At 59.4% G+C, this 18,957-nt stretch carries 18 protein-coding genes; 9 read left to right on the top strand and 9 right to left on the bottom strand.

Annotated elements, in window-relative coordinates; all coding sequences use genetic code 11:
• Nucleotides 1–22 precede the first annotated feature (22 nt).
• The 3 genes from HZ99_RS25580 to gcl form a co-directional block, all read right to left on the bottom strand.
• On the bottom strand, nucleotides 23–913 hold the full coding sequence (locus tag HZ99_RS25580; protein ID WP_038447055.1) for a 2-hydroxy-3-oxopropionate reductase: 891 nt from the start codon (nucleotides 911–913) through the stop codon (nucleotides 23–25).
• A gap of 173 nt (nucleotides 914–1,086) precedes the next feature.
• Nucleotides 1,087–1,869, bottom strand: a complete 783-nt coding sequence (gene hyi / locus HZ99_RS25585; RefSeq protein WP_038447056.1) for a hydroxypyruvate isomerase — start codon at nucleotides 1,867–1,869, stop codon at nucleotides 1,087–1,089.
• A 10-nt stretch (nucleotides 1,870–1,879) separates the two neighbouring features.
• Nucleotides 1,880–3,655, bottom strand: coding sequence for a glyoxylate carboligase (gene gcl / locus HZ99_RS25590; protein WP_038447057.1), 1,776 nt, complete (start codon nucleotides 3,653–3,655; stop codon nucleotides 1,880–1,882).
• A 268-nt stretch (nucleotides 3,656–3,923) separates the two neighbouring features.
• On the opposite strand from gcl, the gene HZ99_RS25595 reads away from it, so the two are divergent.
• Nucleotides 3,924–4,364, top strand: coding sequence for a GlcG/HbpS family heme-binding protein (locus tag HZ99_RS25595; protein WP_038447058.1), 441 nt, complete (start codon nucleotides 3,924–3,926; stop codon nucleotides 4,362–4,364).
• A gap of 113 nt (nucleotides 4,365–4,477) precedes the next feature.
• Here HZ99_RS25595 and HZ99_RS25600 read toward each other — a convergent pair whose 3' ends face one another.
• Both HZ99_RS25600 and HZ99_RS25605 read right to left on the bottom strand, forming a co-directional pair.
• The gene (locus HZ99_RS25600; RefSeq protein ID WP_038447059.1) at nucleotides 4,478–4,936 is read right to left on the bottom strand and encodes an REP-associated tyrosine transposase; all 459 of its coding nucleotides are present in this window, start codon (nucleotides 4,934–4,936) and stop codon (nucleotides 4,478–4,480) included.
• Nucleotides 4,937–5,146: 210 nt separating this feature from the next.
• The gene (locus tag HZ99_RS25605) at nucleotides 5,147–5,752 is read right to left on the bottom strand and encodes a TetR/AcrR family transcriptional regulator (RefSeq protein ID WP_038447060.1); all 606 of its coding nucleotides are present in this window, start codon (nucleotides 5,750–5,752) and stop codon (nucleotides 5,147–5,149) included.
• Nucleotides 5,753–5,886: 134 nt separating this feature from the next.
• Between HZ99_RS25605 and HZ99_RS25610 the strand changes: the two genes are divergently transcribed.
• Nucleotides 5,887–6,801 carry a DUF808 domain-containing protein gene (locus tag HZ99_RS25610; RefSeq protein ID WP_038447062.1) on the top strand — a complete coding sequence of 305 codons (915 nt, stop codon included), beginning with the start codon at nucleotides 5,887–5,889 and terminating at the stop codon, nucleotides 6,799–6,801.
• 63 nt (nucleotides 6,802–6,864) lie between these two features.
• Here HZ99_RS25610 and HZ99_RS25615 read toward each other — a convergent pair whose 3' ends face one another.
• Nucleotides 6,865–7,653, bottom strand: a complete 789-nt coding sequence (locus HZ99_RS25615; protein WP_038447064.1) for a VacJ family lipoprotein — start codon at nucleotides 7,651–7,653, stop codon at nucleotides 6,865–6,867.
• Nucleotides 7,646–8,944, bottom strand: coding sequence for a serine/threonine protein kinase (locus HZ99_RS25620; RefSeq protein WP_038447066.1), 1,299 nt, complete (start codon nucleotides 8,942–8,944; stop codon nucleotides 7,646–7,648). The genes HZ99_RS25615 and HZ99_RS25620 overlap by 8 nt, the downstream gene beginning before the upstream one ends.
• A 236-nt stretch (nucleotides 8,945–9,180) precedes the next feature.
• Here HZ99_RS25620 and HZ99_RS25625 point away from each other — a divergent pair, with 236 nt between their 5' ends.
• Nucleotides 9,181–9,549 carry a hypothetical protein gene (locus tag HZ99_RS25625; RefSeq protein ID WP_038447068.1) on the top strand — a complete coding sequence of 123 codons (369 nt, stop codon included), beginning with the start codon at nucleotides 9,181–9,183 and terminating at the stop codon, nucleotides 9,547–9,549.
• Nucleotides 9,550–9,647: 98 nt separating this feature from the next.
• On the opposite strand, the gene HZ99_RS25630 is transcribed toward HZ99_RS25625, so the two are convergent.
• On the bottom strand, nucleotides 9,648–11,201 hold the full coding sequence (locus HZ99_RS25630; protein WP_038447069.1) for a glycosyl hydrolase family 17 protein: 1,554 nt from the start codon (nucleotides 11,199–11,201) through the stop codon (nucleotides 9,648–9,650).
• A 273-nt stretch (nucleotides 11,202–11,474) separates the two neighbouring features.
• Here HZ99_RS25630 and HZ99_RS25635 point away from each other — a divergent pair, with 273 nt between their 5' ends.
• The 3 genes from HZ99_RS25635 (at nucleotide 11,475) to HZ99_RS25645 (ending at nucleotide 14,542) form a co-directional block, all read left to right on the top strand.
• Nucleotides 11,475–12,326: a glycine betaine ABC transporter substrate-binding protein gene (locus HZ99_RS25635; RefSeq protein WP_038447071.1), complete on the top strand. Its 852-nt coding sequence runs from the start codon at nucleotides 11,475–11,477 to the stop codon at nucleotides 12,324–12,326.
• A 249-nt stretch (nucleotides 12,327–12,575) separates the two neighbouring features.
• A complete protein-coding gene (locus HZ99_RS25640) occupies nucleotides 12,576–12,887 on the top strand; it encodes a DUF485 domain-containing protein (RefSeq protein ID WP_038447073.1) in 312 nt (103 codons plus the stop codon).
• Nucleotides 12,884–14,542, top strand: coding sequence for a cation acetate symporter (locus HZ99_RS25645; RefSeq protein WP_032859168.1), 1,659 nt, complete (start codon nucleotides 12,884–12,886; stop codon nucleotides 14,540–14,542). The genes HZ99_RS25640 and HZ99_RS25645 overlap by 4 nt, the downstream gene beginning before the upstream one ends.
• Nucleotides 14,543–14,786: 244 nt before the next feature.
• Here the strand turns inward: HZ99_RS25645 and gltA are convergent, their stop codons facing one another.
• The gene (gene gltA, locus HZ99_RS25650; RefSeq protein WP_038447076.1) at nucleotides 14,787–16,076 is read right to left on the bottom strand and encodes a citrate synthase; all 1,290 of its coding nucleotides are present in this window, start codon (nucleotides 16,074–16,076) and stop codon (nucleotides 14,787–14,789) included.
• A gap of 364 nt (nucleotides 16,077–16,440) precedes the next feature.
• On the opposite strand from gltA, the gene sdhC reads away from it, so the two are divergent.
• From sdhC to sdhA, 3 genes are read left to right on the top strand one after another with little or no spacing between them, the layout of a single operon-like run.
• Complete coding sequence (gene sdhC, locus HZ99_RS25660) at nucleotides 16,441–16,815, top strand: succinate dehydrogenase, cytochrome b556 subunit (RefSeq protein WP_003172804.1); 375 nt, start codon at nucleotides 16,441–16,443, stop codon at nucleotides 16,813–16,815.
• The gene (gene sdhD / locus HZ99_RS25665) at nucleotides 16,809–17,177 is read left to right on the top strand and encodes a succinate dehydrogenase, hydrophobic membrane anchor protein (protein WP_029292670.1); all 369 of its coding nucleotides are present in this window, start codon (nucleotides 16,809–16,811) and stop codon (nucleotides 17,175–17,177) included. The genes sdhC and sdhD overlap by 7 nt, the downstream gene beginning before the upstream one ends.
• A 3-nt stretch (nucleotides 17,178–17,180) precedes the next feature.
• A complete protein-coding gene (sdhA, locus tag HZ99_RS25670; RefSeq protein ID WP_038447080.1) occupies nucleotides 17,181–18,953 on the top strand; it encodes a succinate dehydrogenase flavoprotein subunit in 1,773 nt (590 codons plus the stop codon).
• The last annotated feature ends 4 nt before the right edge of the window (nucleotides 18,954–18,957 follow it).

An 18,957-nucleotide genomic window follows, 5' to 3' on the forward strand; every position in this document is an offset into this window, starting at 1 on the left:
CAAAGGTGGATCGCAGGCGGGATTACTTATCGCGAATCGAGAAGTTCGCCATATGCTCCAGGCCCTTGATCAGCGCCGAATGGTCCCAGTTACCGCCGCCAATCGCGGTGCAGGTACTGAACACCTGCTGGGTGCCGGCGGTGTTGGGCAGGTTGATCCCCAACTCTTTGGCACCGGCCAGGGCCAGGTTCAGATCCTTCTGGTGCAGGTTGATGCGGAAACCCGGATCGAAGGTGCCCTTGATCATCCGCTCGCCATGCACTTCAAGGATCTTCGAGGAGGCGAAGCCACCCATCAGCGCTTCACGCACCTTGGCCGGGTCTGCACCGTTTTTCGAGGCGAACAGCAGCGCTTCGGCCACGGCCTGGATGTTCAGGGCAACGATAATCTGGTTCGCCACCTTGGCGGTCTGGCCATCGCCGTTGCCACCCACCAGGGTGATGTTCTTGCCCATGCTCTGGAACAGCGCCAGGGCCCGCTCGAATGTCTGCGGCTCGCCACCGACCATGATGCTCAGGGTCCCGGCCTTGGCACCGACTTCACCGCCGGATACCGGGGCGTCGAGATACTGCGCGCCAGTGGCGTTGATCCTGGCGGCAAAGGCCTTGGTGGCAGTGGGCGAGATCGAGCTCATGTCGATCACCACTTTGTTCGGCGACAGGCCAGCGGCCACGCCGTCGGCGCGGAACAAGACGTCATCGACCTGGGGGGTATCGGGCACCATGACGATGATGAATTCCGCTTCCTGGGCCACCTGCTGCGGGCTGGCCAGGGCGATGGCACCGGCGGCGACCAACTCGGCGGGTGCTTTGCCGTGGTGCTCGGACAGGAACAGTTGGTGACCTGCTTTCTGCAGGTTCGCGGCCATGGGTTGGCCCATGATGCCGGTGCCGATAAAGCCGATTTTAGCCATGATCAAATCCTCTTTTTATTCTCTGTGCGAGCCTGGCCCGGTCTACCAGACCCAGGCGATCTAAATGTGGGAGCAGCCTTGCTCGCGATTGCGGTAGATCAGTCGACAAAAATGTTGAATGCCAGACCTTCGCGAGCAAGCCCGCTCCCACAGTTGGGTTGTGTGTGTTTCGGTCAGATCGCGTTATGGGTCTTGAGCCAGCCAAGACCGGCTTCGGTCGTGGTCAACGGCTTGTACTCGCAGCCCACCCAACCCTGATAGCCAATGCGATCCAAGTGATCGAACAGGAACCGGTAGTTGATCTCTCCGGTACCCGGCTCGTTACGGCCTGGGTTGTCCGCCAGCTGGATATGGTTGATCTGATCCAGGTGCGTCGCCATGGTGCGCGCCAGGTCGCCTTCCATGATTTGCATGTGGTAGATGTCGTATTGCAGGAACAGGTTGGTGCTGCCTACCTGCTCACGAATTCCCAGGGCCTGCGCGGTGTTGTTCAGGTAGAAGCCAGGAATGTCGCGGGTGTTGATCGCTTCCATCACCAGCTTGATGCCCACCGCTTGCAGCTTGTCGGCGGCGTACTTGAGGTTGGCCACAAAAGTTTTTTCGAGGGTGGCGTCATCGAAACCCTGGGGGCGGATGCCGGCCAGGCAGTTGATCTGGGTATTGCCCAGCACCTGGGCATAGGCGATGGCCAGGTTGACCCCGGCGCGGAACTCCTCGACTCGGTCCGGGTGGCAGGCCAGGCCGCGCTCGCCGCTGGCCCAGTCGCCGGCCGGCAGGTTGAACAGCACTTGGGTCAAGCCGTGGGCGTCGAGTTGCGCCTTGATTTCGGCAGAGCTGAATTCGTAGGGGAACAGGTATTCCACCCCACTGAAGCCTGCGTCGGCGGCAGCTTTGAAGCGGGCGAGGAAGTCCTGTTCGGTGAACAGCATGGACAGGTTGGCGGCAAAACGCGGCATGGGGATCTCCTTAATCGAGCAGTGAAATGGCAGTCGGTGCGTCGTTGCCCACCAGTGCCAGATCTTCGAATTCGTTGACGGCGTTGATCTCGGTGCCCATGGAAATATTGGTCACGCGTTCCAGAATGATCTCGACAATCACCGGCACCTTGAACTCTTCGATCATTTCCTGGGCCTTGCGCAACGCTGGCTGGATCTGACCTGGCTCGAATACACGCAAGGCCTTGCAACCCAGGCCTTCGGCGACGGCGACGTGGTCCACGCCGTAACCGTTGAGTTCCGGTGCGTTGAGGTTGTCGAAAGACAACTGTACACAGTAGTCCATTTCAAACCCGCGCTGGGCCTGGCGGATCAGCCCCAGGTAGGAGTTGTTCACCACCACGTGGATGTACGGCAGTTTGAATTGCGCACCCACCGCCAGCTCTTCGATCATGAACTGGAAGTCATAGTCGCCGGACAGCGCCACCACCTTGCGGTTCGGGTCGGCCTTGACCACGCCCAGTGCTGCGGGGATCGTCCAACCCAGCGGGCCGGCCTGGCCGCAGTTGATCCAGTGGCGCGGCTTGTACACATGCAGAAACTGCGCGCCGGCAATCTGCGACAGGCCGATGGTGCTGACGTAACAGGTGTCTTTGCCGAACACCTGGTTCATCTCTTCGTACACCCGTTGCGGCTTGACCGGTACGTTGTCGAAATGCGTCTTGCGATGCAGGGTGGCTTTGCGCTGCTGGCAATCATGCAGCCAGGCGCTGCGGTCCTTGAGTTTGCCTGCGGCTTTCCATTCGCGGGCCACTTCGATAAACAGGGTCAGCGCGGCGCCCGCGTCGGACACGATGCCCAGGTCCGGGGTGAACACGCGGCCGATTTGCGTCGGCTCGATGTCAACGTGAATGAACTTACGACCCTCGGTGTACACCTCCACTGAACCGGTGTGGCGGTTGGCCCAGCGGTTGCCGACGCCCAGCACCACGTCCGACTTGAGCATCGTCGCGTTGCCGTAGCGGTGCGAGGTTTGCAGGCCGACCATACCCACCATCAACGGGTGATCGTCGGGGATGGTGCCCCAGCCCATCAGAGTCGGGATCACCGGGATACCCGTCAGTTCGGCGAATTCAACCAACAGTTCGCTGGCGTCGGCATTGATCACGCCGCCACCGCTGACCAGCAGCGGGCGTTCGGCCTGATCGAGCATCGCCAGGGCTTTCTCGACCTGGATGCGCGTGGCCAGTGGCTTGGCCAACGGCAGTGGCTGGTAGGCGTCGATGTCGAACTCGATCTCGGCCATCTGCACGTCGAACGGCAAGTCGATCAGCACTGGGCCTGGGCGGCCGGAGCGCATTTCGTAGAAGGCTTTCTGGAAGGCATAGGGCACCTGGCCCGGCTCCAGCACGGTGGTTGCCCACTTGGTCACCGGCTTGACGATGCTGGTGATATCCACGGCCTGGAAGTCTTCCTTGTGCATCCGGGCGCGGGGCGCTTGCCCGGTGATGCACAGGATCGGGATGGAGTCGGCCGAGGCGCTGTACAGGCCGGTGACCATATCGGTGCCCGCCGGGCCCGAAGTGCCGATGCACACGCCGATATTGCCGGCCTTGGTGCGGGTGTACCCCTCGGCCATGTGCGAAGCGCCTTCCACGTGGCGAGCAAGGACGTGATCGATGCCGCCGACCTTTTGCAGGGCCGAATACAACGGGTTGATCGCGGCGCCTGGGATACCGAAGGCTGTGTCTACACCCTCACGGCGCATCACCAGGACAGCGGCTTCGATTGCTCTCATTTTGCTCATGGTTTTGGTGCCTCTTGCGTTTTGTAATTGTATACAAGTGGTAGTGCTTCAAAGTGTATTCACGGCGAGAGGCGCAGGTCAATCCATTTTGTTGTCGAGCCTGTGCATTCGTCGGAAGGCTTTTTAGCGGGATGATTTCGACGTATGGCGTGTATGTTTCAAAATATTGTATACAAAAAATAAATCTATTGTGTTCTATTTGTTGCATCCAGCTTCTGATCAATCAGAAGCCCAAGGCTTTCTCAATAACAAGATAAGGACGGCACCCATGAGCGCTCTAACCTTGAAAGTCGCAGTCAACCTGGTCAGTCAGGCCATCACCGCAGGCCGCACCATCGCCGCCGCACCACTGACGATCGCGGTGCTCGACAGCGGCGGGCACCTGATTACCCTGCAACGGGAAGACGGTGCCAGCCTGCTGCGCCCGCAAATCGCCATCGGCAAGGCCTGGGGCGCGATTGCCCTGGGCAAGGGCTCGCGCCTGCTGGCCCTGGATGCCCAGCAACGGCCGGCGTTTATCGCCGCGCTGAACAGCCTGGGGCAGGGCGGCGTGGTGCCGGCGCCGGGTGGGGTATTGATTCGGGACCCGGCCGGGGTGGTATTGGGAGCGATCGGGATCAGTGGGGATACGTCCGATATTGATGAGCAGTGTGCGATTACGGCGATCGAGGGGGTGGGGTTGTTGGCGGATGCGGGGGTCTCGGCTTGATTTTGGGGTGACAGGGCGGGCCTCTTCGCGAGCAAACCCCATATTTTGACCTGTGGACGCGCTCAGAATGTGGGAGCGGGCTTGCTCGCGAAAGCGGCGACTCGGTCTTGAACCTATACCCAAACCGCATCCCACAGCGGATAGTCGCCAACCCTCTCCACCAATCCCGCCCTCAATGGATTGGCCACCACATACCTGGCCACTTTCACCAGGTCTTCTTCCCTACGCAGGGCATGGTCATGAAAGCTGGTTTGCCAGAGTCTTCCCTTGCGGCCAGTGGCGCCATTGACCGATCGAGTGCTTTTGGATTTGACCTGGCATACCAAGTCGCCCAGCGAGCCTTTTTGCAGCTCGATCAGCCAGTGGAAGTGGTCGGGCATCACCACCCAGGCCAGAGTGTGCGCCAGCCCTTGATACTGGGCGAGCCTGAACTGCCAGACCACCAGGCGGCCCAGGTAGAAGTCCCTGAAGATCGGCACGCGTTCATGGGTGTTGGTGGTGATCAGGTAGATGCGATTGGTTTCGCTGAACCTGCCGATGCGCAGGCGGTGTGAGGTGGCTCGATCAGGCATTCCGTTGCCTCTCTTCAGATGGGGTCTTGAGAGGCTAGATCGGGGATTTTGAGGCTGATGGGCAGGCTTTTGGCAGGATGTGTCTGGGACGGCGCTTTTGCGAGCAAGCCCGCTCCCACATGGGATCTTTGTTGTTCATACATTTTGTGTCTGGCACAAATCTAGTGTGGGCGCGGGCTTGCTCGCGAATCTTGGCCACACCACGGCCCATCAGTCCGGCTCGCACCCCTTCAACACCAACCGGATAATCGTCTGCGCCGCCGCTTCATAATCGGCCTCGTCGAGCTTGGCCTTGCCGGTGACTGCCGAGATCTGCCAGTCGAAGTCGGCATAGGTCTGTGTCGCCGCCCAGATACTGAACATCAGGTGATGAGGGTCAATGGCCGCGATCAGGCCGCGATCGACCCAGTTCTGGATGCAATCGATATTGTGCTTGGCCTGGGCATTGAGCTGTTGCACCTGCTCGGGGCTCAGGTGCGGGGCGCCGTGCATGATTTCGCTGGCGAATACTTTCGAGGCAAAGGGCAGGTCGCGGGAGATGCTGATTTTCGAGCGGATATAGCCGCTCAATACCTGTTTGGGGTCGCCGTCCGGGTTGAAGGGAGTGGAGGCGGCCAGGATCGGCTCGATGATGCTTTCGAGCACCTCGCGGTAGAGGTTGTCCTTGGATTTGAAGTAGTAGTAGACATTGGGCTTGGGCAGCCCGGCCTTGGCGGCGATGTCGCTGGTTTTGGTCGCGGCGAAGCCCTTGTCGGCAAACTCCTCGCTGGCAGCCCGCAGGATCAGTTCTTTGTTGCGCTCGCGAATGGTGCTCATAGACCAGATGATTCCTTGCCAGGACAGGCGGTTGCGCATGGTAGCACCGGCGATCTGCGCGCCTCAAGAATCTGCCCGCGACGCTTTGTACCACGCTATGCTGCGAAATATCCCACATTAAGGACGTCCGATTCATGGCAGGAAGCAGCTTATTGGTATTGATCGATGACATCGCCGCTGTCCTGGATGATGTCGCCTTGATGACAAAAATGGCCGCCAAGAAAACCGCTGGGGTGCTGGGTGACGATCTGGCGCTCAATGCCCAGCAAGTCTCCGGCGTGCGCGCCGAGCGGGAAATCCCGGTGGTGTGGGCCGTTGCCAAGGGTTCGTTTATCAACAAGCTGATCCTGGTGCCCGCCGCGTTGCTGATCAGCGCCTTCGCGCCGTGGGCGGTCACGCCATTGTTGATGTTGGGTGGCGCTTATCTGTGCTTCGAGGGCTTTGAAAAGCTCGCCCATAAATTCCTGCACAGCAAGGCGGACGACCAGGCCGAGCATGCCCAGTTGGTTGAAGCCGTGGCCGATCCGGCAACTGACCTGGTGGCCTTCGAGAAACACAAGATCAAGGGCGCGATCCGTACTGACTTTATCCTCTCGGCTGAAATCATCGCTATCACCCTGGGCACCGTGGCCGATGCGCCTTTGATGCAACAGGTGATCGTGTTGTCGGGCATCGCCCTGGTCATGACCATTGGCGTGTACGGGCTGGTGGCCGGCATCGTCAAGCTCGATGACCTGGGCCTGTGGATGACGCAAAAGCCCGGCAAGCGGGTACGTGATATCGGCAACGGGCTTCTGCGCGCCGCGCCGTACATGATGAAAAGCCTGTCGGTGATCGGCACGGCGGCCATGTTCATGGTCGGTGGTGGCATCCTGACTCACGGCGTGCCGGCGGTGCAGCGCTGGATTGAAACGGTGAGCCAGAGCATGGGTGGCATCAGCTGGCTGGTGCCGACCCTGCTCAACGCGGTTGCGGGGATTATCGCTGGCGCATTAGTGCTGGCGCTGGTCAGCGTGGTGGGCAAGGCCTGGAAAACCCTCAGGGCTTGAAGACCTGCCTGCTGCGATAAAAAAGGCCATTCAATCGAATGGCCTTTTTTTGTACTTGGCTGGTTACTCCGCAATCTGCAACTTGCGCGACGCGGTATACACATACCGTACTTTTTCATACTCGAACGGCGAGTTCATCTGACCGTAGCGAAAGCTCGTCTGGTAGCGTTTGTCCACTGCACGCAAGGCCCAGATTTCCGGGTGGTTGGAGCTGGCTTCGGACACGTTGAGGAAGTTGATCTGGGATTCTGCGGTGTAGTCCACCAGCAGGCCGCCGGTGTCTCGCAGGTTGGACGGGCCGAAGATCGGCAGGACCAGGTAGGCACCGCCAGGCACGCCGTAGAAGCCCAGGGTCTGGCCGAAGTCTTCGCTCTGGCGCGGCAGGCCCATGGCGGTGGCCGGGTCCCACAGGCCGGCGATGCCGAGGGTGGTGTTGACCAGCAGGCGACCGGTGGTTTCCAGGGAGCGGTGGCCCTTGAGTTGCAGCAGGCTGTTCAGCAGGTTGGGCACATCGCCCAGGTTGTTGAAGAAGTTGCTGACGCCAGTACGCAGGAAGCTTGGGGTGACGTAGCGATAACCATCGACCACCGGCAAGAACACCCATTGGTCGAAGCGATAGTTGAAGTGATACACCCGACGGTTCCACGACTCCAGCGGGTCATAGACGTTGAGGGCGTTGAGGGTCGAGCGCTCGAACTCGCGCTGGTCCAGGCCAGGGTTGAACTTGAGTTTGCTCAAGGGCTCCTTGAAGCCATCCTGGTCAACCACGTTGGGTGCGTGAGCCTTGCTGTTGTCCGCGTTGGCAACGCCTGCACAGAGTAAGGCCGCAAGAAGCAGGAGATGTTTAGCCACGGAAGAACTCCAGCATGGCGTCGGCGTTGACGCGGTAATTGAGGTTGCCGCAGTGGCCGCCCAGTGGGTAGACGGTCAAGCGATCGCCGAACGTCTTGCGCAAGAAGCCCAAGTCGCCAGGGCCGAGGATCACGTCGTCGGCGTTGTGCATCACGGCAATCTTGGGGCTGTCGCGCAGGTAGTCTTCAAGGGCGTACAGGCTGACCTGGTCGACCAGTTGCAGCAGGCTGCCGCCGTCGGAGCGGGCGCGCCACATCGGGATCACTTGTTCGGTCAGGTAGCAGTCGAAATCACACTGCAGCGCGCGCTTGAGGAACGGCGTGAGGCTGGTGCTTTCGGTAATCGGGTACTTGGGCGGGGTGATCAGGCCGCGACGGTTGATCAGGTCTGAGGTGAAGGCGATGTCGGCCGCCGAAAAGCGGAACGAGGTACCTATCAGCATCGCCATCTGCTCGTTGGTCAGGTGTTCCTTGGAGTTCTGGAAGTCGTAGAGCAGGGCGTCGTTGAGGTCGATGTAGCCTTTTTGCTGGAAATAACGGGTCAGCTTGTCCAGCACCAGTTCATAGAAGGTGGTGCTGTTGTTGATGCCCTTGACCTCGGTCTGCACCAGTTTGTCGAGATTGGTGATGGAGGTGTAGAGGTTGACCGGCGGGTTGAGCAGCAACACTTTCTTGAAGTTGAAGCTGCGGCGGGTTTCGTCCAGCTTGCTGACGAACGCTGCGTCCAGCGCCCCGAGGCTGTAGCCGGTGAGGTAGAAGTCGGTGACCGGCAACGTGGCGTTTTGTGCGCGCACGGCCTGCATTACCCGGTACATGTCCTCGGCGTCTTCCTGGGTGATGCCGGGGGTGGCAAAGCGCGAGGCGGCGCTGATGAAGTCAAAGCTGGTGGGCGATGACAATTGCACGACGTGGTAGCCGGCCTTGTAGTAGAGCTTTTTCAGGTATTCGTTGAGGGTGCTGTCAAAGCGCGCACCGGTGCCGGCAATCAGGAAGATCAGCGGTGCCGCGCGGTCTTGCTTGGCAATGCGGTAGGTGAGCTTCTTCACCGGCCAGAAGTTGTCGGGCAGGCTGAATTCACGCTCCGGGCGCATGGTCAGGCTGTAGTCGGATTGGTTGATGTCATCGATGGATGGCAAATCCGGCCGCAGGTCTGGTGGTGTCGTGGCAATGGTTGCTTCAAACGGGTTGGTCAAAGGGTAGCCATAGCTGGCCTGGTCGACATCGACCGCCAGTGCTGACGCACTCAAAAAAAGGCCACCCAACAGGGCAGCGCAGCGCAAGGAACGGAGCATGACTAAATCCCTAAGAGGAAACGTGCTTAATGAAGTTCGCTGGCTATGACCACTGCGCTATCGCCGAAGTGCCAACCATCGGCACTAAATATCGGAAAAAAACGTAGGAATCTAGGTAATAGTAGCCAGACGATACACTTTGGCACGCTTTGATGAATAGTTATCTGCGTGCAACCCTTGCCAATGGCCCCGGGGCGATTAAGCTGGGCGCCGTTTTCGCCTATCGGAGTGCCCTTATGTCCCGTCGTTTGCCGTTGATCCTGCTGCTGTTGGCCTTGCCGTTATGGCTGGCCGCCAGTTATGGGGCCCGTTATGGGTTTATGGAAGATGGGCAGTGGGTGGGCATCTGCGTTGAGGATGCCAGCCGCTGGGAGTGCCAGTTGCGGGCAAACCTGGGCTTGATGATCCACTTCAAGGTCATGGGATGGGCGGCGCTGGTCGCGTCGGTGCTGGCGTTTGTGGTACCAGGCCGTGCGGGATGGGGCTTGGCAGTGCTGGGGCTGGCCTTCGGGATTCCGGCGCTGGCGTTGTACAACACCAATTTTGCGGTGTTTGCGCTGGTGATTGCCGCGTTGCGGCTGGTCAGGAAACCCAAGGCCGCCTGACGTAATACCGGTAGAAGCCGGCTTGTCGGCGATGGCGGCGGGTCTGCCAGCGATGCGATCACAGGCAGATCGCTATCGCCGGCAAGCCGGCTCCTACCTCAGGGTTTGCGCACCCGCAGGCAACGCCACAGGGCGGCCACCATCAAGCCACTTACCAATGCCCAACCCAGCGCCTGCTGGTTCATCAAGCCTTCGCGATACAGCTGCGGTGCAATGCCAGCACCGATGATGAAGGTCAGCAGGGCAATTTCCCGGCGCGGCCCGCTGACCGGGCGCAGCAGGTAGACCAGTGCAGGCAGCAGCAGGGCGGCGCTAGGGAAGCTGCGATAGCGCGGGTCGAACACCAGTGCCAGCATCATCACCGCTGCGGCGAACCCGGCAAATGCGACCAGCCAGCCGGCACGTTGTTCCAGCCAGGCGAAGGCCCGCTCGCGCCAACCCTGGCGAGCGCTCAAGGCCAGGGCAGCATGTGCCAGCACCCACAGGTTCAGGGCCAGCAGCAACGCGGCCCAGATCCATTCATCGGTAAAGCGTGCGGTGACCCGGGTCAGTTCGGCCCAACTGGCAATTGACCCGGCCGCCACCGCACCCAGCAGCGGCAGCAACAAGGCGTTGCGGGTGCTGCGAACACGCCCGCCGAGCATCAGGGTGGCCAGCAGGATGAGCCCGCCAACGCCCAGCCAAACGGGCCAGTACGGCAGGTTGGTGACTGGGCCGGCCAGAATACCCTTGTCCTGGCGATCGGCATCAAACAGTCCCCAGTAGCCGCCGACGGCACCTTCGCTGGCGCGTTTCCACGGCTGGTCGAAGGCTTCGATCAGGTTGTAGTGCCAGCCATTGGCTTCGGCCATGGCGACAAAACCGCGGATGAACTTGGCTTCGTTGACCCGGCTCGGCACGGCGGTTTCCCGCTGGCGCCCTTCGCTGGGCCAGCCGGTTTCGCCAATCATCACGTCCTTGGGGGCGAAGCGGTTGCCGAATGTCTGGCGAATATCGCCGACATGACGCAAGGCCTGGTCGATGCCGGCAGGGTCATCTTCCCAGTACGGCAGCAAGTGAATGGTCAGGAAATCCACTGCCGGGGCAATTTCCGGGTGTTGCAGCCAGAACTCCCAGACGTCGGCGTAGGTGACGGGCTGCTGGATCTGGCTTTTGGTCCTTTCGATCAGCTTCACCAGCTGCGGGGCGGTGATTTCCTTGCGCAGCAGCGCTTCGTTGCCGACGATCACCGATGTGACCACGTCGGGGTTGGCATTGGCCGAGGCAATCAGCAGGTCGACTTCCTTGGCATTGTCCACTGGGTTGCTGTTGATCCAGGCACCGATCATCAACTTCAGGCCATGCTTGCGCGCCAGGTCGGGCAGGGCTTCGAGGCCGGTCATGGAGTAGGTGCGGATGCACTCAAAGCGTGTGGCCAGCAGTGCCAGGTCGGCGTCCATGCGCTCGGGGCGCAGCTTGAACGGCTGGTCGAACGGCGATTGGTCCTTGTCGAATGGTGTGTAGGACGCGCATTGCAGCTTGTGACTGGCGCTGGCCACATCCGGCAGCACCACTGGCTGGCCAAGGCCGTACCAGTAGCCGCCGAGCGCAAAAAGGCCGAGCAGCAAGGCAAATACATAAGGCAGGAAGGGGAAGCGGGCAGTCGCGGTCATGGTCGGGCCGTGTAGGAGCAAAGGCGCGCATCTTACCTGCATTTGCCGGTTTTCAGTGGGGCCGCATAATTTTGACATGCAAAGTTCGGGCGGATTTTTGACGGTGTTTCGTACGGTTCGTCCTGCTGGCAACTTGATGTCGTTTCTTGCTTATCCGAGGTCGCAGTCAGAGCAGGTCGCCGGGGGCGGCGGGTTGATGATCAAGCGGCACCAGAGAACAACAGGTTGACGTCGCTCGGCATCCGCCGGGCGCAGCACTTTCGGGGATGCACTATGAAGATGCGACGACTCTTGGGCGCAGCTGCCACCTTGGTAGTTGCGATGGGTTCCACACTGGCCAGCGCCGACAGCAACACCCTGAGCATCGGCTATGTGGACGGCTGGTCGGACAGTGTCGCCACCACCCATGTGGCCGCTGAAGTGATCAGGCAAAAGCTCGGTTATGACGTGAAACTGCAGGCGGTTGCCACCGGGATCATGTGGCAGGGCGTGGCCACCGGCAAACTCGATGCGATGCTTTCGGCCTGGCTGCCGGTGACCCACGGTGAGTACTGGACCAAGAACAAAGACAAGGTGGTCGACTACGGCCCCAACTTCAAGGATGCGAAGATCGGTTTGATCGTACCGGAGTACGTCAAGGCCAAGTCTATTGAGGACTTGAAGACCGACACCACCTTCAAGAACAAGATCGTTGGCATCGATGCCGGTTCCGGCGTGATGCTCAAGACTGACGAAGCCATCAAGCAATACGGCCTGGATTACAAGCTGCAAGCCAGTTCCGGGGCGGCGATGATCGCCGAACTGACCCGTGCCGAAGACAAGCAAGACTCCATCGCAGTGACCGGCTGGGTGCCACACTGGATGTTCGCCAAGTGGAAGCTGCGCTTCCTTGACGATCCCAAAGGCATTTATGGCGCTGCCGAGACGGTTAACAGCATCGGCAGCAAGGGCCTGGAAAAGAAGGCCCCGGAAGTCGCGGCGTTCCTGAAGAAGTTCCAGTGGGCCTCCAAGGATGAAATCGGCGAAGTGATGCTGGCCATCCAGGAAGGTGCCAAGCCTGATGTGGCGGCCAAGGATTGGGTAGCCAAGCATCCTGAGCGCGTGGCCGAGTGGACTGCTCAGTAAACAGAACCCCCTCTAAATAAGGTGTTTCAGGGCCGTCCGGCATTCATGCCGGGCGGCTTTTGCGCTTTTGTAGGAGTCCGGCTTGCCGGCGATAGCGATCTCAAGAACGCCATCGCCGGCAAGCCGGGCTCCTACAGGGCGCAAGCCGTGATGTGGTTCTAAGACTAAGGTCGTCTGGAACCTCTCCCGTAGCCGCATACAGTGGATATGTACCAATAATAAAAAAGCTGTGCTGCGAGGATAAAAACAATGAACGACAGCATTTACCTCTCGATTCAAAACAGCCCGCGCTTCAAGGAGCTGGTAAGAAAAAGGGAAAGGTTCGCCTGGATTCTCTCGGCGATCATGCTTGGGCTGTACTCCGGATTCATCCTGTTGATTGCCTATGGACCCCAGGTCCTGGGGGCCAAGATCAGTCCTGAATCGTCCATCACCTGGGGCATCCCGCTTGGGATCGGCCTGATTGTCTCGGCCTTTGTGCTCACAGGCATCTACGTGCGACGCGCCAACGGCGAATTCGACGACCTGAACAATGCGATTCTCAAGGAGGCTGCGCAATGATCCGTCGTCTATTGGCTGTATTCGGCGCTTCGCTTTTTGCTCCTGCCGTTTGGGCGGCGGACGCATTGACCGGTGAAGTGCACAAGCAACCGTTGAACGTCGCAGCTATCGTGATGTTTGTAGCGTTTGTCGGCGCTACGTTGTGCATTACCTACTGGGCATCCAAACGTAACAACTCGGCGGCCGACTATTATGCGGCTGGCGGCAAGATCACAGGCTTCCAGAACGGCCTGGCGATTGCGGGTGACTACATGTCGGCGGCGTCCTTCCTGGGGATTTCCGCTCTGGTGTTCACCTCTGGCTACGATGGCCTGATCTACTCGATCGGCTTCCTGGTGGGCTGGCCGATCATTCTGTTCCTGATCGCCGAGCGCTTGCGCAACCTGGGTAAATACACATTTGCCGACGTGGCGTCCTATCGCCTGGGGCAAACCCAGATCCGCAGCCTGTCGGCCTGCGGTTCGCTGGTGGTGGTGGCGTTCTACCTGATCGCGCAGATGGTCGGCGCGGGCAAGCTGATCCAGTTGCTGTTCGGCCTTGATTACCATGTAGCGGTGATCCTGGTGGGTATCCTGATGTGCCTCTATGTGTTGTTCGGCGGCATGCTGGCCACCACCTGGGTGCAGATCATCAAGGCAGTGCTGCTGCTGTCCGGTGCCTCGTTCATGGCGCTGATGGTGATGAAACACGTCAACTTCGACTTCAACATGCTGTTCTCCGAGGCGATCAAGGTTCACCCTAAAGGTGAGGCGATCATGAGCCCGGGTGGTCTGGTCAAGGATCCGATCTCGGCGTTCTCCCTCGGCCTGGCCCTGATGTTCGGTACCGCTGGCCTGCCACACATCCTGATGCGCTTCTTCACCGTGAGTGACGCTAAAGAAGCCCGCAAGAGCGTGCTGTATGCCACTGGCTTTATCGGCTACTTCTATATCCTGACCTTTATCATCGGCTTCGGCGCGATTCTGCTGGTCAGCACCAACCCGGCGTTCAAGGATGCAGCGGGCGCTCTGTTGGGCGGCAACAACATGGCGGCGGTGCACCTGGCCAATGCGGTGGGTGGCAGTATTTTCCTGGGTTTCATTTCGGCCGTGGCCTTCGCCACCATCCTCGCGGTGGTTGCCGGCTTGACCCTGGCTGGCGCTTCGGCGGTATCCCATGACCTGTATGCCAGCGTGATCAAGAAAGGCAAGGCCAACGAGAAGGATGAGATTCGCGTGTCGAAGATCACCACCATCGCCCTGGCAGTGCTGGCGATTGGCTTGGGTATCCTGTTCGAAAGCCAGAACATTGCGTTCATGGTCGGCCTGGCGTTCTCCATTGCGGCGAGCTGTAACTTCCCGGTGCTGCTGCTTTCCATGTACTGGAAAAACCTCACCACCCGTGGCGCGATGATTGGCGGCTGGCTGGGCCTGGTCAGTGCGGTTGGCCTGATGATCCTCGGCCCGACCATCTGGGTCTCGATCCTGCACCATGAAAAAGCGATCTTCCCTTATGAGTATCCAGCGCTGTTCTCGATGATCATTGCGTTCGTCGGTATCTGGTTCTTCTCCATCACCGACAAATCGGCGGCGGCGGTGAAAGAGCGTGCGCTGTACTTCCCGCAGTTTGTGCGTTCGCAAACTGGCCTGGGGGCGAGTGGGGCGGTTAATCACTAAGCTTGTTGCTCAATAAGAAATGCCCCGGTCCAAAGGCCGGGGTATTTTTTTGCCTGGAGTTCTGTGTTCCCTGGGCTATTGCTTTCGCGAGCAAGCCCGCTCCCACAGCTGACCGCATTTCAAAGGATGTACACGATCAACTGTGGGAGCGGGCTTGCTCGCGAAAGCGTTATGTCAGACAGCACAAACAAAAACGGCCTCCACTAAGGGAGGCCGTTCTCAATGCAACTAAGCAGTTGAATGCTTACTTGCGGTCTTCCAGCTTGGTAATGTCACGCGACTCGTAGCCGGTGTACAGCTGGCGCGGGCGGCCAATCTTGTACGGGCTGGAGAGCATTTCTTTCCAGTGGGAGATCCAGCCCACGGTCCGCGCCAGGGCGAAGATCACGGTGAACATGCTGGTTGGGATACCGATCGCCTTGAGGATGATCCCCGAGTAGAAGTCGACGTTCGGGTACAGCGAGCGCTCGATGAAGTATGGGTCGGTCAGCGCGATCTCTTCCAGGCGCATAGCCAGTTCAAGTTGCGGATCGTTGTTGATGCCCAGTTCCTTCAACACTTCGTCGCAGGTCTGCTTCATGACGGTGGCGCGCGGGTCACGGTTCTTGTAGACCCGGTGGCCGAAGCCCATCAGCTTGAACGGATCGTTCTTGTCCTTGGCCTTGGCGATGAACTTGTCGATGTTGGACACATCGCCGATTTCATCGAGCATGGTCAATACGGCTTCGTTCGCACCGCCGTGGGCAGGGCCCCAGAGTGCGGCGATACCGGCGGCGATACAGGCGAATGGATTGGCCCCCGAGGAGCCCGCCAGGCGCACGGTGGATGTCGAGGCGTTCTGTTCGTGGTCGGCATGGAGGATGAAGATCCGATCCATGGCCTTGGCCAGCACCGGGCTGATCGGTTTGATCTCGCACGGGGTGTTGAACATCATGTGCAGGAAGTTTTCCGCGTACGTCAGGTCGTTGCGCGGGTACATCATGGGCTGGCCCATGGAGTACTTGTAAACCATCGCCGCCAGGGTTGGCATCTTGGCAACCAGGCGGATCGCGGAGATTTCGCGATGCTGCGGGTTATTGATGTCCAGGGAGTCGTGATAGAAGGCCGACAGGGCGCCGACTACACCGCACATGACGGCCATCGGGTGGGCATCGCGACGGAAGCCGTTGAAAAAGGTCTTCAACTGCTCGTGAACCATGGTGTGGTTCTTCACGGTGCTGACAAACTGGGCCTTTTGCGCAGGTGTTGGCAATTCGCCGTTCAGCAGCAGGTAGCAGGTTTCCAGATAGTCCGATTTCTCGGCCAGTTGTTCGATCGGGTAGCCGCGATGTAGCAGAATGCCATTATCGCCATCGATATAGGTAATCTTCGACTCGCAAGAGGCGGTCGACATGAAGCCAGGGTCGAAAGTGAAACGGCCCGTGGCCGTCAGGCCCCGTACGTCGATAACATCGGGACCAACGGTGCCGGTTAAAATGGGCAGCTCGACGGGGGCTGCGCCCTCGATGATCAACTGCGCTTTTTTGTCAGCCATGTGGCCTCCTATTTATGCTTCAAATCATCAGACAGACCCCCCACGCAGGGCCCGCACCACTATATTGATATAAATCCAGATGTCAATTTGCCTAAAGTCTTGCCCCAGAAGGCTTTAACCGTACTTTTTCCTCGAAATTACCTGCCGTTTACGCCTTTTATCCCGTCAGCGCAATCAGCTATTAGGGTGAGGAGCGCGCGTTGTCATTAGTAGCCTAACTGTCTATACTCGGCCACCGACCGCCAAGGGCTTTTGGGCTTGCTTTCATTGGGGGTCGCACTCCCTGGGTGGTGCTTACCTGACCAGTGCACTCCCCAACAACTTTGCCCTGATTGTTAGGGGCTCTTCAGTGTGAAAAAAAGCCGTGAATAGCCAACGACCTGTAAACCTAGACCTAAGGACCATCAAACTCCCCATCACCGGCGTTACGTCGTTCCTGCACCGTGTTTCCGGCATCATCCTGTTCCTGGGCTTGGGCATCATGCTTTATGCATTGAGCAAATCCCTGGGTTCCGAGGAAGGATACGCCGAGGTGAAGGCATGCTTGACCAGCCCGCTGGCCAAGTTCGTAGCATGGGGCCTCCTGTCCGCTCTGCTGTATCACCTGGTAGCCGGTGTGCGCCACTTGATCATGGACATGGGCATCGGTGAGACGCTGGAAGGCGGCCGCCTGGGCTCGAAAATCATCATCGCCATTTCCGTGGTGCTGATCGTTCTGGCAGGAGTTTGGATATGGTAACCAGCGTTACGAACCTTTCGCGTTCGGGCCTCTATGACTGGATGGCACAGCGTGTGTCTGCGGTCGTTCTCGCGGCTTATTTCATTTTCCTGATCGGGTACCTCGTTGCAAACCCTGGCATTGGCTACGCCCAATGGCACGGTCTGTTCTCCCACAACGGGATGCGTATCTTCAGTCTGCTCGCCCTTGTGGCCCTGGGCGCTCACGCCTGGGTCGGCATGTGGACCATCGCGACCGACTACCTGACGCCAATGGCGCTGGGCAAGTCCGCGACTGCAGTACGTTTCCTTTTCCAGGCAGTATGCGGCGTCGCGATGTTCGCTTACTTCGTCTGGGGTGTGCAGATTCTCTGGGGTATCTGATTCATGGCTAACATTCCAACGATTTCTTTTGACGCCATCATTATTGGTGGTGGCGGCGCCGGCATGCGCGCTGCGCTGCAGCTGGCCCAGGGCGGCCACAAGACGGCGGTGATCACCAAGGTGTTCCCGACCCGTTCCCACACTGTATCGGCCCAGGGTGGCATCACCTGCGCGATCGCGTCTGCAGATCCGAACGATGACTGGCGCTGGCACATGTACGATACCGTCAAGGGTTCCGACTATATCGGCGACCAGGACGCTATCGAGTACATGTGTCAGGAAGGCCCGGCTGCGGTGTTCGAGCTGGACCACATGGGTCTGCCGTTCTCCCGTACCGAGCAGGGTCGTATCTACCAGCGTCCATTCGGCGGTCAGTCCAAGGATTACGGTAAGGGTGGCCAGGCTGCCCGTACCTGCGCGGCATCCGACCGTACTGGTCACGCACTGCTGCACACCCTCTATCAGGGCAACCTGAAAGCCGGCACCACGTTCCTGAACGAGTACTACGCAGTTGACCTGGTGAAAAACCAGGACGGCGCATTCGTCGGCGTGATCGCTATCTGCATCGAAACCGGTGAAACCACCTACATCCGCGCCAAGGCTACCGTTCTGGCGACTGGCGGTGCAGGTCGCATCTACGCTTCGACCACCAATGCCCTGATCAACACCGGCGACGGCGTTGGCATGGCGCTGCGTGCTGGCGTTCCGGTACAAGACATCGAAATGTGGCAGTTCCACCCGACCGGTATCGCCGGCGCCGGTGTACTGGTTACGGAAGGTTGCCGTGGTGAAGGCGGTTACCTGATCAACAAGCACGGCGAGCGTTTCATGGAGCGTTATGCTCCGAACGCGAAAGACCTTGCTGGTCGTGACGTTGTTGCCCGTTCGATGGTTAAAGAGATTATCGCCGGTAACGGCTGTGGCCCGAATGGCGACCACGTACTGTTGAAGCTCGATCACTTGGGCGAAGAAGTGCTGCACAGCCGTCTGCCAGGTATCTGCGAGCTGTCCAAGACTTTCGCACACGTTGACCCGGTGGTTGCTCCGGTGCCAGTGGTTCCAACCTGCCATTACATGATGGGCGGCGTGCCGACCAACATCCATGGCCAGGCAATCACCCAGAACGCCGAAGGCGTGGACGAGATCATTCATGGTCTGTTCGCTGTGGGCGAAGTGGCTTGTGTATCGGTGCACGGTGCCAACCGTCTGGGTGGCAACTCGCTGCTCGACCTGGTGGTATTCGGCCGTGCTGCTGGCCTGCACCTGGAAAAGGCGCTGACCGATGGCATCGAATACGATGACGCCACCGACGCCAACATCGAGGCTGCCCTGGCACGCCTGAACGCTCTGAACGAGCGCACTGATGGCGAAGACGTGGCTACCCTGCGTCGTGAGCTGCAAAGCTGCATGCAGAACTACTTCGGTGTGTTCCGTACCGGCGAATACATGCAGAAGGGTATCGCCCAGCTGGCTGATCTGCGCAAGCGTATCGCCAACGTCAAGATCAACGATAAGAGCCAGGCGTTCAACACCGCTCGTATCGAAGCCCTTGAGCTGCAGAACCTGCTGGAAGTGGCCGAAGCGACCGCAATCGCTGCCGAGGTTCGTAAAGAATCCCGTGGTGCCCACGCCCGTGAAGACTTTGAAGATCGCGATGACGAAAACTGGTTGTGCCACACCCTGTACTTCCCGGGTGACAAGCGCGTAACCAAGCGTGCCGTGAACTTCTCGCCGAAGACGGTTCCGACGTTTGAACCGAAGATTCGGACTTACTAAGGGT

The organism is Pseudomonas fluorescens (genome assembly GCF_000730425.1).
GTDB lineage: Bacteria > Pseudomonadota > Gammaproteobacteria > Pseudomonadales > Pseudomonadaceae > Aquipseudomonas > Aquipseudomonas fluorescens_X.